General features: G+C 62.5%; 14 protein-coding genes. 6 read left to right on the top strand and 8 right to left on the bottom strand.

All coding sequences use genetic code 11. The features are described 5' to 3' along the window. Positions 1–6 precede the first annotated feature (6 nt). On the bottom strand, positions 7–885 hold the full coding sequence (locus I5E68_RS05615) for a dienelactone hydrolase family protein (RefSeq protein WP_197161808.1): 879 nt from the start codon (positions 883–885) through the stop codon (positions 7–9). A gap of 282 nt (positions 886–1,167) precedes the next feature. Between I5E68_RS05615 and I5E68_RS05610 the strand changes: the two genes are divergently transcribed. Beyond that, positions 1,168–3,180 (top strand): DUF3857 domain-containing protein, encoded by a 2,013-nt coding sequence (locus tag I5E68_RS05610; protein ID WP_197161805.1) that lies wholly within the window; start codon positions 1,168–1,170, stop codon positions 3,178–3,180. A 45-nt stretch (positions 3,181–3,225) separates the two neighbouring features. Here the strand turns inward: I5E68_RS05610 and purU are convergent, their stop codons facing one another. Continuing rightward, positions 3,226–4,080, bottom strand: a complete 855-nt coding sequence (purU, locus tag I5E68_RS05605; RefSeq protein ID WP_197161802.1) for a formyltetrahydrofolate deformylase — start codon at positions 4,078–4,080, stop codon at positions 3,226–3,228. 12 nt (positions 4,081–4,092) lie between these two features. Next, entirely contained in the window at positions 4,093–5,112 is a 1,020-nt protein-coding gene (locus I5E68_RS05600; RefSeq protein WP_197161799.1) for an NAD(P)H-dependent flavin oxidoreductase, read from the bottom strand. A gap of 135 nt (positions 5,113–5,247) precedes the next feature. Between I5E68_RS05600 and I5E68_RS05595 the strand changes: the two genes are divergently transcribed. Together I5E68_RS05595 and I5E68_RS05590 are read left to right on the top strand one after the other, a co-directional pair. Next, complete coding sequence (locus tag I5E68_RS05595; RefSeq protein ID WP_197161781.1) at positions 5,248–5,592, top strand: hypothetical protein; 345 nt, start codon at positions 5,248–5,250, stop codon at positions 5,590–5,592. A gap of 299 nt (positions 5,593–5,891) precedes the next feature. Continuing rightward, positions 5,892–7,253, top strand: a complete 1,362-nt coding sequence (locus I5E68_RS05590; RefSeq protein ID WP_323982096.1) for an acetyl-CoA hydrolase/transferase family protein — start codon at positions 5,892–5,894, stop codon at positions 7,251–7,253. Between the two features lie 9 nt (positions 7,254–7,262). Here I5E68_RS05590 and I5E68_RS05585 read toward each other — a convergent pair whose 3' ends face one another. Then, the gene (locus tag I5E68_RS05585) at positions 7,263–7,595 is read right to left on the bottom strand and encodes a GIY-YIG nuclease family protein (protein ID WP_197161777.1); all 333 of its coding nucleotides are present in this window, start codon (positions 7,593–7,595) and stop codon (positions 7,263–7,265) included. Between the two features lie 80 nt (positions 7,596–7,675). Here I5E68_RS05585 and I5E68_RS05580 point away from each other — a divergent pair, with 80 nt between their 5' ends. After that, the gene (locus tag I5E68_RS05580) at positions 7,676–8,233 is read left to right on the top strand and encodes a DUF2239 family protein (protein ID WP_197161774.1); all 558 of its coding nucleotides are present in this window, start codon (positions 7,676–7,678) and stop codon (positions 8,231–8,233) included. Positions 8,234–8,340: 107 nt separating this feature from the next. On the opposite strand, the gene I5E68_RS05575 is transcribed toward I5E68_RS05580, so the two are convergent. Next, the gene (locus I5E68_RS05575) at positions 8,341–9,600 is read right to left on the bottom strand and encodes an aspartate kinase (protein ID WP_440590236.1); all 1,260 of its coding nucleotides are present in this window, start codon (positions 9,598–9,600) and stop codon (positions 8,341–8,343) included. A 95-nt stretch (positions 9,601–9,695) separates the two neighbouring features. On the opposite strand from I5E68_RS05575, the gene ubiG reads away from it, so the two are divergent. Together ubiG and I5E68_RS05565 are read left to right on the top strand one after the other, a co-directional pair. Then, the gene (gene ubiG, locus I5E68_RS05570) at positions 9,696–10,457 is read left to right on the top strand and encodes a bifunctional 2-polyprenyl-6-hydroxyphenol methylase/3-demethylubiquinol 3-O-methyltransferase UbiG (RefSeq protein WP_197161771.1); all 762 of its coding nucleotides are present in this window, start codon (positions 9,696–9,698) and stop codon (positions 10,455–10,457) included. 37 nt (positions 10,458–10,494) lie between these two features. After that, complete coding sequence (locus tag I5E68_RS05565) at positions 10,495–11,712, top strand: Aq_097 family APC-type transporter (RefSeq protein ID WP_228726843.1); 1,218 nt, start codon at positions 10,495–10,497, stop codon at positions 11,710–11,712. Between the two features lie 2 nt (positions 11,713–11,714). On the opposite strand, the gene I5E68_RS05560 is transcribed toward I5E68_RS05565, so the two are convergent. From I5E68_RS05560 to I5E68_RS05550, 3 genes are read right to left on the bottom strand one after another with little or no spacing between them, the layout of a single operon-like run. After that, on the bottom strand, positions 11,715–12,215 hold the full coding sequence (locus I5E68_RS05560) for an AAA family ATPase (RefSeq protein WP_197161768.1): 501 nt from the start codon (positions 12,213–12,215) through the stop codon (positions 11,715–11,717). Continuing rightward, positions 12,212–12,847 carry a nicotinamide riboside transporter PnuC gene (gene pnuC, locus I5E68_RS05555; protein WP_228726842.1) on the bottom strand — a complete coding sequence of 212 codons (636 nt, stop codon included), beginning with the start codon at positions 12,845–12,847 and terminating at the stop codon, positions 12,212–12,214. Before pnuC ends, I5E68_RS05560 begins: the two co-directional genes overlap by 4 nt. Continuing rightward, the gene (locus tag I5E68_RS05550) at positions 12,844–13,194 is read right to left on the bottom strand and encodes an ArsC family reductase (RefSeq protein WP_197161765.1); all 351 of its coding nucleotides are present in this window, start codon (positions 13,192–13,194) and stop codon (positions 12,844–12,846) included. Before I5E68_RS05550 ends, pnuC begins: the two co-directional genes overlap by 4 nt. Positions 13,195–13,253 lie beyond the last annotated feature (59 nt).

The following is a 13,253-nucleotide window of genomic DNA, read 5'->3' as shown; positions in this document are numbered from 1 at the left end:
CCGGATTCAGAGCCCCTCGAAAAGCGCCAACATGCGCTTGAAAGCGCGATCGGCCTCCTCCGCGTCCCAAGCCGGCGAATCGGGGACGCACCAGCCGTGATCGGCATCGTAGACCTCAATCTCGGCGGGGCGTCCCGCAGAAGCAGCCTTCTCTCGCAGGATCGTCTTGTGATCCGGCTCGCGCTCGTCGTCATTGCGGGCAATTGCGAAGAGATAAGCGGCTTCGGTCCCCGCCAGCAACGCGTCGGGACTGTCCGGTGCGCCAGTCACCAGACCCGCCCCGTGAAACGAGGCCGCGGCCCCCACCCGGCCTGGCACCGCCGCCGCTGTGCGCACTGTGAACGGTCCCCCCATGCAGTACCCGTTGCTTGCAATCTTGCGCTGCTTGTCGACCGCGTCCTGCGTGTCGAGGAAAGCGACATAGGCCCCCGCATCGCGCGTGACTGCCTCGCTCGTGAGTTCTTCTCGCATGGGCGCAATCCGCTCACGGCCTTCGGGCGTACGCCACTGTGCGAAGCTTTCCAGGACCGGCGAAGGGCTTGAGCGGTAGTACTGGTTCACGGCAAGTACCGCATAGCCACGGGCGGCGAGACTGCGCGCCATGACCTTCTTGGCCTCGCGCAATCCGGCAATGTCGGGCCACATCACAACACCTGGATGGCTCCCTTTCGCTGGATGGACGAAGAATGCATCGCAAACGCCGTCAGCAGTCGTGATCGAAACCATACGTTCGGCAAGGTCGGAGCCCTGCCCCCCTCCGGCACTTCCCGCGCAGCCTGCCAGTGCAACGCTCGCGCCGAGCGCGGTAAAGTCGCGTCGGCTCAGACCAAGTTTGTCACCCAGTTCGGCGCCTGTTTCCTGCTCGTCGGAAAATTCGTCACACATCGTTATTCTCCACTGCGCGGGCCTGCAATTGACCGACCCACATCCCGGACACCCCGCAAGGCGTTGCGGGCACCAGCTCTCAACAAGCAAGTGAGCCGCAGGCTGCGTCAAAAATCAACGTCGCACAAACGAACTGGCAGATCGCGCCGAAATTCCATAGGCATACACCGGCGAGTTGAGAGCACTCGCTTGATTTGGGGGGATAATTTGAACAGACTTTGCCTTGGCGGCGCACTCATCGCTATGGTCGGTGTCGCATGGTTTGAGCCAGCGAGCATTCAGGTGGCAGCTGCGCGCGACGCGGCGGGATCGAAGACTGTGCTCTATGGTCCCGCTCCCAAGTGGCTGGCCCCGGCTCCCGAGCCGGTCGCACGGGACAAGCCCGTCGATGGACCGGCCGAAGTCGTATACAGCGACGTGCAGGCGCACCTCGAAAAAGGTCGCGCCGTGCTTCATTCATCGACGCGCATCCGCCTGTTGAAGCCCGAGGCCCTGCAACTGGGCAATATGAGCCTCGTATGGAACCCGTCCACCACCACGACCATCGTCAACAAGGTCGAGGTCTGGCGCGATGGCCGCAAGATCGATGTTCTCGACGAGAACCGCTTCGCCATCTTCCAGCGTGAAGGCCGCCTGGAACAGGCGATGCTCGACGGTCTGCTCACCGCGAACCTTCAGATTCCGGGCCTGCGGGTCGGCGACGAGATCGAGTATGCGTGGACCCAGGTCGAGGACAACAGCGCTTTCGACCGGAACCATTTCGGCGGCCTGATGCTGCCGCATGTTCTGCTTCCCGGCACCTTTCGCCTACGCCTCGACTGGGACGAGGGCCAGCGGACGCATTGGCAGCCCAGCCGCGACATTCGTGACGCAATCAGCGAAGGCGAACGCTCGGTCAGCCTCGTCCTGCGTGACCCGACACCCTTCAACGCTCCCGCTGAGGCTCCTGCCCGCTATTCGATCGCGCGCCTGCTCGAATATTCGGATTTCACGGCCTGGCCACAGGTTTCGCAGGACCTTGCACGCCTCTACGCCAAGGCTGCGCAAACTTCACCAGGTTCACCGCTCGAAGCGGAGATCGAACGTATTTCCGCTGCATATCCGGATCCGCAGCGACGTGCCCTTGCGGCACTCGAACTGGTCCAGGATTCGATCCGGTACGTCTATACGGGTATGGACGGCGGCAACTACACTCCCGCCTCGGCCGACGAGACCTGGGATCGCCGCTTCGGCGACTGCAAGGGCATGACTGCGCTCCTGCTAGCCCTGCTCGATGGTCTCGGCATCGAGGCTCAGGCAATGATGGTCCACACCAACGCCAGTGATGGCATGGCCGAGCGCCTGCCAAGCCCGATGCTGTTCGACCACGTTCTGGTCACGACGAAGCTCGACGGTACACGCTACTGGCTCGATGGCACACGTCAGGGCGAGTATCGCCTGCTTACCGACACGGAAGCTGGCTACCGCTCCGGCCTGCCTCTCAGCAGTCGGGGCGAAGGCCTGGAAACACTCGGATATCAAGCGCCGCAACTGCCGAGCGAGCTCGACTATTACGACATCGACGCGAGCGCGGGCATCAAGCAAGACGCCAAGGTGACCTACACCCGCGTCCTGCGTGGCATAGATGCTCAGACCGCGCGCATAGCTTTCACGTCCCAGCCCGAGGAGACGACGCGCTCCCAGCTGCGCCAGAGTATGTCCGGCGGCTGGGTCACCCCCGAAGACATCTCATGGTCATACGATGCTGTGGACGGCACCTTCGTGACACTCATCAAGGGCACCGGGGACATCGATTGGGACATCGACGAAGCCGACGGCACGATTACCGCTGCCAGCACATACCTCGCCGGGGGCGGCTTCTACCCGCCGGCGGAACGAAAGCGCCCTCCCGAACAACTTCAGGACGCACCCTTTGCGAACACTGCTGGCAGATTCTCCTGCTCGGTCACGCGGCTCAAACTGCCCGCGATGCCCGATGCACACTGGACGGTAACCTCACGCTCCATGAACCGGCTGATCGGGGGGATTTCGTTCTATCGCTCGACCAACCTGGAAGACGGCATCGTCAAACTGATCCGATCATCGCGAACCATACGCGACGAGATCGAGGTTGCCGAGGCTAAGAAGGCCAATGGGAAGATCGAGGGGTTCGACAACAACAAGTCGTGGGTTGCCATGGAGGCCGGTCAAGGGCCTTCGCGGGAAATAGCAGACCCCGACATGCCTGACTTCGACGACGTCGACTGGCGCGCCGCGCCGGCGCCGTGCCGTGCACCAGAACCGATGGAAGACTAAGGTCCGGCCCCGACGGCGGCTGGCCGTCGGGGCATGTCGCCCAGATCAGCTGCGGAAGACGACCGTGCGCGCGCCGTTAATGAGGACACGATCCTCGAGGTGCAACCGGACCGCCTCCGCGAGCACCCTGCGTTCGATGTCACGGCCCTTGCGCACCATGTCCTCTGGCGTGTCGGCATGCGTGACGGCCTCGACGTCCTGGTGGATGATTGGCCCCTCGTCGAGGTCTGCAGTGACGTAGTGCGCTGTCGCACCGATCATCTTCACACCGCGCGCGTGTGCCTGGTGATACGGCTTGGCACCCTTGAAGCCCGGCAGGAACGAATGGTGGATGTTGATGCAGCGGCCCGAGAGGAACGCGGCCATCTCGTCCGACAGTATCTGCATGTAGCGTGCCAGCACGACCAGTTCGGCACGGCTTTCCTCGACCAGAGCGCGCACCTGGGCTTCCTGCTCCGCCTTGGTCGCCTTGGTGACAGGCATGTGATGGAAAGGAATGTCGCCCAACATGTGCGTCGACACCGCCTCGCGCGGGTGGTTCGAGACGACACCGACGATGTCCATCGCGATTTCGCCGATGCGGTGGCGGTAGAGCAAGTCGGCAAGGCAATGGTCGAACTTGCTCACCATGAGCAACACCCGGCGTGGACGGTCGCGGCGCAACATCGACCAGGCCATGCCGTATTCATGCGCGATCGGCCCGAAACCCTCACGGATTTCCTCGCGATCGGTCACGCCGGGGTCGAAGGCCACACGCATGAAAAACTTGTTTTCGGCGAGGTCGTCGAACTGTTGCGCCTCGATGATGTTGCACCCCGCTTGCGCTAGATAGCCTGTCACCCTGGCGACAATGCCGGGTCGGTCGGCGCACGACAGCGCGAGGATCATGGATTCGCTCATTACCGGACAGCCTCAGGCAGCAGAACGCGTGGTCAGCGCCGCTTCGCTCTGCTCCATCAAGGAAGCCATGATCTGTGCCACCGGCTCCTCTTCCTTGACCATGCCGACCGACTGACCAGCCATGACCGAGCCCCCCTCGACGTCGCCGTCGATAACCGCGCGGCGCAGTGCGCCAGCCCAGAAATGCTCGATCTCAAGCTGGGCAGCGCCCATGTCGACTTCGCCCGCATCGAGCTTGAGCGCGACCTCGCGCTGCTTCGCGGTAAAGGCCTCGGTGCCCTTGTTGCGAATCGCGCGTACCGGGATCACCGGCAGGCGCGGATCGACCTGGACCGAGGCGATGGCATCGCGCGCCGAGGCGCGGAAAAACATCTTCTTGAAATCGGGGTGTGCGATGGACTCGCTCGCGCAGGCAAAACGGGTACCAAGCTGGACGCCAGCCGCACCCATTTCGAGATAGCCCGCCATTGCCTCACCGCGACCGATCCCGCCTGCGACGAAGACAAGATGTTCCTCGGCCAGAACCGGGAGGATCTCCTGTGCCAGCACCGAAGTGGAAACCGGGCCGATATGGCCGCCCGCTTCCATGCCCTCGATCACCAGCGCGTCAGCGCCCGCACGCAGCAGCTTCTTGCCGAGCATCAGCGTGGGTGCGAAGCAAATGACCTTTGCGCCACCCGACTTGATCGCCTCGACGCTACCCTTGGGCGGGATACCGCCAGCCAGCACGACATGGCCGACACCGTGACTGCTGCACACATCGATCAGGTCGAACAGCATCGGGTGCATGGTGATCAGGTTCACACCGAAAGGCTTTTCGGTCAGCGCCTTGGTGGCGGTGATCTCGGCATCGAGCAACTCGGGCGTCATGGCCCCGCAAGCGATCACACCAAATCCGCCGGCATTGCTGATCGCAGCAACGAGGTTGCGCTCCGATACCCACGACATCGCACCGCACAGGATGGCAGTCTCGCTGCCAAGGAATTCACGCCCGCGCGCCATCAGCGACAAGGTCTTGTTAGTAGCGGCCATCGAAGCTCCCGTAGCGCGCGATTGAAGAACCCAAGCGCCATAAGCGGACCGAACGACAGGCACAAGTGAGCCGGGAACCGAATTGCCCGCAGCGACTTAAGGGAAGGCGAATCTCTAAAGGATCCGGGGACGACGATGTATCTTGAAAGCAACATTGAACTGGCAGACCAGCCGCATCATGGCTCGGCCCTGGCGCCAGCCCCCGGCAATGACGACGCGCTCGCTAGCGACCTGCTCGACCTCGAAGCTGCCGCCAAACTCGCCGCGCACCCCAATGGTTTCTGGCAGGGCATCGGCTATGCTCAGGTCGTTGATGCTTGGGAGTCAGTTGCAGGGCGTCTTCCCGCCACACTTGCGCGCCATCTCGAGGCCGTGATGCAGCAGCTTTCCTTTGCAGCGCGCGTCAATGACGCAGACTCGATGCGCCGGGCTTACGATGCGATCGGCCAATCCCTGTCCCTGCACCGACGCCTGACCTGATCCTCATCGACGTGCTCAACGCCTTCGCTTGCGTTCACCATCTGCTCGAAACGGCTGAACGTCGAATTGCCCGCGAGACATCCTGAAAATATCATCACGAAGCCCGTGGACTGGCCGGATGCACGGCTAGGCACCGGCGGGACCTAGCCCCCCCTTGTCCCGCTGACCTGCCAAACCCGGTCCAGAACCTCCCTACACCGGATGGTTTCGGGCCGGGTAATTTTTTGCGGGTAGAGACGCAGATATCCGCAAATCGCCAATCCGCACAGCCGATCTGCGGGTCTCACCCGGCTTGCGCCATGACGCCCAGCCTGTCAGCTCTTTGCATTAAGGTCAGGTCCCAAGGGGAGGCGCGGCGCGCGATGGACGCCCAAGAACTTTACGCATCGAAACGTATGTTCGCGGATGATGCAGTACGGATGCTGCACAGTGACAGCAACATCGCGATGGGAATGGCTGTGGCCGAGCCACCTGCACTGCTTAAGGCACTGGCCCGACGGGTCGAGGCTGAGGAGCTGGAGCGCCTCCGGCTCTGGTATTTCCATTCGATGAATCATGCCGCGACGAGCGTCCTGCGCCGTGAACTGCTTGACCGTGTGCGGCCCCACTCGATGTTCCTGAGCGGTGTCGAGCGCACCTTGATGCGTGCCGATCCAGCGAACGGTGACAGCCTGGTGGAATTCGTACCCACCGCCTTCAGCGACTCGCCTCGACTGCTGCGCGACGAGATCGATCTCGACGCATGCATCCTGATGGTCTCGCCAATGGGCAAGCACGGCTACTTCACCTTTGGAACGGCCAACGACTACACCGCTGTCGCTGCACGAGCAGCAAAGCGACTGATCGTCGAAGTCAATCCGCTGATGCCGCGCGTTTTCGGCGAAGCACCGCTTCACGTCAGTGAGGTCGACGCCATCGTTGAGCATCGCTCGGACCTAATCGCGATCGATGCCCATAGCCCCAGCGCCGAAGACGAGGCCATCGCCGGAATCGTGGCGGGCATGATCGACGATGGCGCCTGCCTGCAAATGGGGATCGGGAACCTGCCTGCAGCGGTATGCGCGAGGTTGGAAAAGCATCGCAATCTGGGTATTCACACCGAGTTGATGACTCCGGCCCTCGCAGGACTGATGCGCAGCGGCGCAGTCTCGAATTTACGCAAGCAGACTTACCCCGGCCGCTCGACCTTCACTTTCGCAATGGGTGATGCGCCCTTCTACGAGTGGCTCGACGACAACCAGGCGGTCTATTCGCTGCCGGTCGACCTCGTGAACGACCCGCGCCACATCGCCAAGAACGACAATGTCGTCTCGGTCAACGCAACGCTTCAGGTAGACCTTTCGGGTGCCTGCAATTCCGAACACATGATGGGGCACCAGTACTCGGGCTCGGGTGGCCAGCTTGATTTCGTGCGCGGAGCCAATGCCTCGAAGGGCGGAATTTCTGTGATTGCCTGTCACTCCACCGCAAAAGGCGGTAGCGTGAGCCGCATCGTACCGCACCTCGAAGGTCCTGTGACCACACCGCGCAACGACGTTCACTGGATCGTCACCGAATATGGCGCAGCGAACCTTCGCGGCAAATCGCTGCGGCAACGCGCAGAACTGATGATCGGCCTCGCGCACCCGCGCTTTCGCGACGGACTGGCAAAAGCGCTTTAGCGCCAGGCCTCATATCCGGGTTGCCTCAAGCTTCTCGATCCAATGCGAATGGCGGTCCGTGAGCACCCGCTCGAGCGCCAACCCACAATCGTCCGGATCGAGTTCCTCAAGTTCTTCGAATACCATGCCCCGCCCTTGGTCGACGTTCCATGCCGCCTGCAGTGTGCGATGCGGGCTGGTGCCTTGCCGCAAGGTAAACACCACCCGGTTGACGATCGTGTCCAGGTTCGGGGCTCGTCCGCCCCAGACCGGACCAGCTGAGGACTTCAAGGCATAGATACCCGGTCGCGCCGCGCGCTCCCGATAGGCGGTTTGAGCATTCTTGCGGCTGAGCTTGTCCAAAGGGGCTCTCCTGAAGTCGCGAATCATTTTTACCCGGATAGATTGACTGATAGCTTAAATCAATTTACCCGGACAAAAATATGACAAAGCCCGCCACCATCCAATGCACAGCATTTCGCACCGGACAGAAGATCGCCAGCGGTTCGCCAGCCCAGCTGGTACGGCAGCTCCATGCCGATCCCGCTGGCGTACTCGTTTTCGATGATGCCACCGGCAAAGTGATCGATCTCGACTGGCGTCAAGTATATGAAACCCAAGACAAGGTCGACGAGGCAAGACCAGCACCGCGCAAGCGCGGTCGACCTCGACTTGGCGTCACGCCTCGCGAGGTGACCCTGCTGCCGCGCCACTGGGACTGGCTTGCAGCTCAGCCAGGCGGGGCCTCGCAGGCACTGCGCCGTCTGGTCGATCAAGCCCGGCGCAACGACGCCGGCCGGACCGCGCAGCGCCTTGCTGCTGAACGTTGCTATCGCGCGATGTCCGCTCTCGCCGGGGACCTGCCCGGTTTCGAGGAAGCCTCGCGCCAGCTGTTCAGTACAAGTCCGGAGAAATTCCGCGAGGCCATCCCCGCATGGCCTGACGACGTGCGCGACTATATCCTGTTGCTACTGCTTCCACGCGACGAAGACATCGCTTGAGCGTCAAACGCAATACGGCCCGCAATCCTGGCGGACGCGGGCCGTAGTCTGACTGCAATATTTTGCGAAGCCCCGGCTTCGTCAGCCGCGAGCATAAGCCAGGGGCGTCAGCCCTTGGCGTCGAGGCCGTAGGCCGAGTGCAGGACGCGCACCGCCAGCTCAGTCTCGTCGGCATCGATCAGGACCGACACCTTGATCTCGCTGGTCGAGATCGCCTGGATGTTGATCCCGCGATCAGCCAGCGTCTTGAACATCGTCGAGGCAACGCCGGCATGGCTGCGCATACCAACGCCCACGACCGAAATCTTAGCGACCTTGTCGTTCGAGATCATGCGGTAGAACCCGATTTCCTGCTGACGCTCTTCCAGCATCGAGATCGTGCGCGCGAGATCAGCCATCGGCGCGGTGAAGGTGACGTCGGTCTCGCCCTTGTCCTTCGCCACGTTCTGGATGATCATGTCGACGTTGATGTTCGCCTCGGCCAGCGGGGTGAAGATCGAGGCGACAGCGCCCGGACGATCGGGCACGCGGGTAAGGGTGACCTTCGCCTCGTTCTTGTCGGCGGCGATACCGGTGATCAGCTGGCGTTCCATATCGCTTTCTTCCAATTCCTCATCGCTGACAATCATCGTGCCGGGCAGATCATCCGCCGGCGGAGCGCTCTCGTCGATGAACGAAGAGAGCACCTGCACGCGCACGTTCTCCTTCATCGCGAGGCTGACCGAACGGGTCTGCAACACCTTCGAGCCAACCGAGGCCAGCTCGAGCATTTCCTCATATGTGACCAGAGGCAGCTTCTGCGCCTTGGCGACGATGCGCGGATCGGTGGTATAGACGCCATCGACATCGGTATAGATATCGCAGCGATCGGCCTTGACGGCAGCAGCCACGGCTACTGCCGAAGTGTCTGAGCCGCCGCGACCGAGCGTAGCTACCCGGTTCTCGGGCGTAACACCCTGGAAGCCGGGGATCACCGCGATCTCGCCTGCCCCCATCGAGGCCAGCAGGGCATCGGAATCGATCTCTTCGATCCGCGCCTTGGCATGAGCGCTGTCGGTCTTGATCGGCACCTGCCAACCCAGCCACGAGCGCGCCTTGCAGCCCATCGACTGCAGCGTCAGCGCAAGCAGGCCCGAGGTTACCTGTTCGCCCGAGGCGACGACAACGTCGTACTCGGCCGGATCGTAGAGCGCATTCGCCTCGCGGCAGAAGTTGACCAGGCGATCGGTCTCGCCGGCCATCGCCGAGACGACCACGGCAACTTCGTGCCCGGCCTCCTGCTGGCGCTTGACGATGCCCGCCACGCGCCGGATGCGCTCGGTGCCGGCCATCGAGGTGCCGCCGAATTTCATCACGATACGTGCCAAGGTGCCGTTGCTCCCCCCTGAAGGCTGCAGACGCCAAAAAATTTCCGAGCGCCTGCGATATGGATAAGATTCGGGCGCGCTGTTACGGGGGAGTCATGAACAATGCAACTGCAACCGATATTCCGGCAACAATGAACGACGCCACCACGATCCGCCCCGAGGAGGCTGCGCACTTTGGCAAACTTGCTGCCGAATGGTGGGATCCTGCGGGTTCTTCGGCAATGCTGCACCAATTGAACCCGGTCCGCCTTGGTTACATCCGCAAGGCTATCGATGCGCATTTCCGCACCGACTCGCGCAAGCTGCGACCGCTCGAGGGGCGCCGGGCTCTGGACGCCGGTTGCGGCGCGGGGCTGCTGTGCGAACCCCTCGCCCGTCTCGGCGCTGCGGTCACCGGGCTTGATGCTGCCCCCGAGAACATCGCTGCCGCCAGTAGCCATGCCAGGGCCATGGGCCTTGCGATCGACTATCGCCATGGCGAGCTCGCAGCGCTCGAGGCACCCGCGTTTGACCTCGTGTGCTCGCTGGAGGTCCTCGAACACGTTGCCGACAAGCAGGCTTTCGTCAACGCCCTCGCCTCGAGACTTTCTGACACAGGGCTGATGATCCTTTCATGCCCCAACCGCACCACGCGATCGCGCCTCTTGCTGGTCGAGGCTGCCGAGCGGCTCGGTAAAGTCCCACGCGGCACGCACGAGTGGAATCAGTTCGTCACCCCGGAGGAACTTGCCGAACTCGCCGCCAGTGCCGGGCTCGATCTGGGTGAGCCCACCGGCATTGCCTGGTCTCCGACAAAGGGACTGCACCTCGCCGAGGACCTGTCGCTCAACTACATCGTGACCGCGCGCAAGGCCTGATCCCCGGGCCAGCTCACAAGAAACAGGCACGATCGCGATGGACCTGCCGGCTATAGACATCGCCATGGCTGTGGCGGGCTTGAGCGTGGGTGCCCTGCTGTTCTGGCCCCGGCTCGCTCGCGCACGCCTTTGGCGCGCGACGATCACGCCGCTAGCTTCGATCATCGGAAGTGGCTTCCTGATCCTGGGGCCGATCCTGACCGACAATTTCGGGACTTGGGCCATCCTCGCCATGGCGGTGCTGTGCCTTGCCGGTTACCTGTTCGGAGCAGCGATCCGTTACAATATCGAGCGCATCGACGAACCGGACGCGGACACCGCGCTGGCCGGGGCGCTTGAACGTGCATCGAGCTGGGCGCTGGCTTTCGCCTACGTGATCTCAGTCGCCTATTACCTCAACCTTTTCGGTGCATTCGCCGCGCGCATATTCGGGGCGCCATCCGAATGGCTGGGACGACTGATCACCACCGGAGCCTATGGCCTGATCCTCACTGCCGGTCTGACCCGCGGGTTCTCGCTGCTCGAACGGATGGAGCAGCTCACGGTCTCTATCAAGCTGGTGGTCATCGCCGCGCTGGTCGCGGCGCTGGCGGTCCATGCGCAGATCGAATGGGATGGTCATCACCTGCACACCAGCGGAATGAAACTTGGCCTCGCGGGATCGATACAGCTCATGTTCGGCCTGATCGTCACCGTTCAGGGTTTCGAGACCTCCCGCTATCTCGGAGGCCACTATTCCGCAAGCGAACGCGAGGCGTCCATGCGGCTGTCGCAATGGATCGCAACGCTGATCTATCTTGCCTATGTCGTGCTGCTCGCAGTCAGCTTCGAAAGCGGGACTTTCGAGCTCGACGACACTGCAATCATAGACCTCATGCGGCAGGTTTCGCCAGTGCTCGGTCCGCTGCTGATCCTCGCAGCGCTCAGCGCGCAATTCAGCGCTGCGGTAGCGGATACCAACGGTTCGGGCGGACTGGTCGCGGAACTCACTCGCCAGAAGGCCGGGATGAAACCCACCTATCTCGCACTGGTCGGTGCGGGGCTGGCCCTTACCTGGCTCGCCGACGTGTTTCAGATCGTCAGCTACGCCAGCCGCGCCTTCGCGCTCTATTACGCCATACAAAGCGCCTTGGCGGCGCTAAGAGCATGGTACGGAGGCGATCCGGCCGGGCGTTTCATACGCTGCTTCGGGTTCGGCTTTCTCACGCTTCTGGGCATCGCAGCTGCACTTTTCGGCACTGCGGTCGAAAGCTGAGATCAGCTCGATGTGAACCGGGCAACTACGTCGCGCACTTGGCTTTCACGGCTCTCCCAGTCGCCGGCAATCCGGGTGAACCGCATTCCGGCCTGTTCCAGTATTGCCTCGCAAATCCCGGCGAAACGGGCGCGGCGCGCGTCAGTACCAAACATGCGCGTGCCATCTTCCTGCCAAGGTACATCGGGCTCGAAAAGCAGGTAATGATCCGCCTTGGGGTACTCCAGCAGGACTGGTGGCACCTGTCCGAACAGCATCTGCGCCCAGGCAGCCGTCATCAACTGGTCGGTATCGAGAACGAGCAGCGACGCCCCCCTCGCCATGGCCTTCGCGTTCTCCCTGGCCTGTCCCTCGGCGATAGCGAGCAGATCGTCCATCGTCAGGTCCGTACCGCGCGCTTCGCAGTAGGTGCGCCCGTACTCGGGCACCCATGGCAGACCGAGCTTGTCCGCGATCACCGACTTGCCCGTGCTTTCCGCCCCATGGAGGCACAACGTGATCATGCCGTATTGCCGGCCTTCGAAGCCGCATCCGCGCGCGCCACGCGAACCCACTCGATCAAGCCGAAGACCGACATTACCAGCAGCAGCAGGTAAAGTCCCGATGTCGGATAGAGCCCTCGATTCAAATAGAGCGCGATGGCCGCGACATCGACCGCGATCCACACGATCCAGTTCTCCACCCGCCGAAAAGCGAGCAGGACCTGCGCGGTCACGCTCGCCCCGGCGATGGCGGCATCGGCGAAGGGCATCGCTGCATCGGTGAAGCGATTGAGTACCAGTCCCAGATTGAGCGCCAGCGCCAGGGTCGCCACCAGCCAGACCAGCCGGCTCATCGGGTCAAGCCAGCGCACCGGCACGCCCTGCCCCGAAGCCTCGCCCTGACGATGCAGAGCGCGCAGCCACAACCACCACCCCCAGCCCTGCGCCAGGAAGAAGAACCCCTGTAGTCCGGCCTCGGCATAGAGCCGTTGATGCCAGAAAACGAAAGCATAGAGCGTGACCATGGTCATGCCGAAGGGATAGTTCCAGACACTGCGCCGCACGAGCAAGGCGATGTTGACCAGGCCCAGCCCCGCTGCTGTCCACTCCGCCGCCGTCATCCACTCGACAACGGAGGCTTGCGCCGCGCTCATCCCAGAACGGCTTCCCACTGGAGCTGGTTGAAGCCTACGAGAACCCCGCCCGTATGCTCCACTACCGGCCGCTTGATACAGCTGGGATGCTCGACCATGATCCTGACGGACTTGGCTGCATCGATGTCCGCCTTGTCTTCATCGGAAAGCTTGCGGAAGGTGGTACCGCGCTTGTTGAGCACGCTCTCCACGCCCGCCTCGGCGATCCACGCCTTCAGCTTGTCGGCGTCAGCGCCTTCCTTCTTGTAGTCGTGAAAGGTGTATTCGATCTCGCGGGCCTCGAGCCACTTGCGCGCCTTCTTCACTGTATCGCACCCACTAATTCCATACATTCTTAGGTTAGCCATTGATTGATTGGCCCTTTTTCTCAGCGACATATCCAATTGTGGTGCAATCGAAGATGCCA

This window comes from Novosphingobium aureum, assembly GCF_015865035.1.
GTDB lineage: Bacteria > Pseudomonadota > Alphaproteobacteria > Sphingomonadales > Sphingomonadaceae > Novosphingobium > Novosphingobium aureum.
This window is presented reverse-complemented; position numbering and strand designations above follow the sequence as displayed.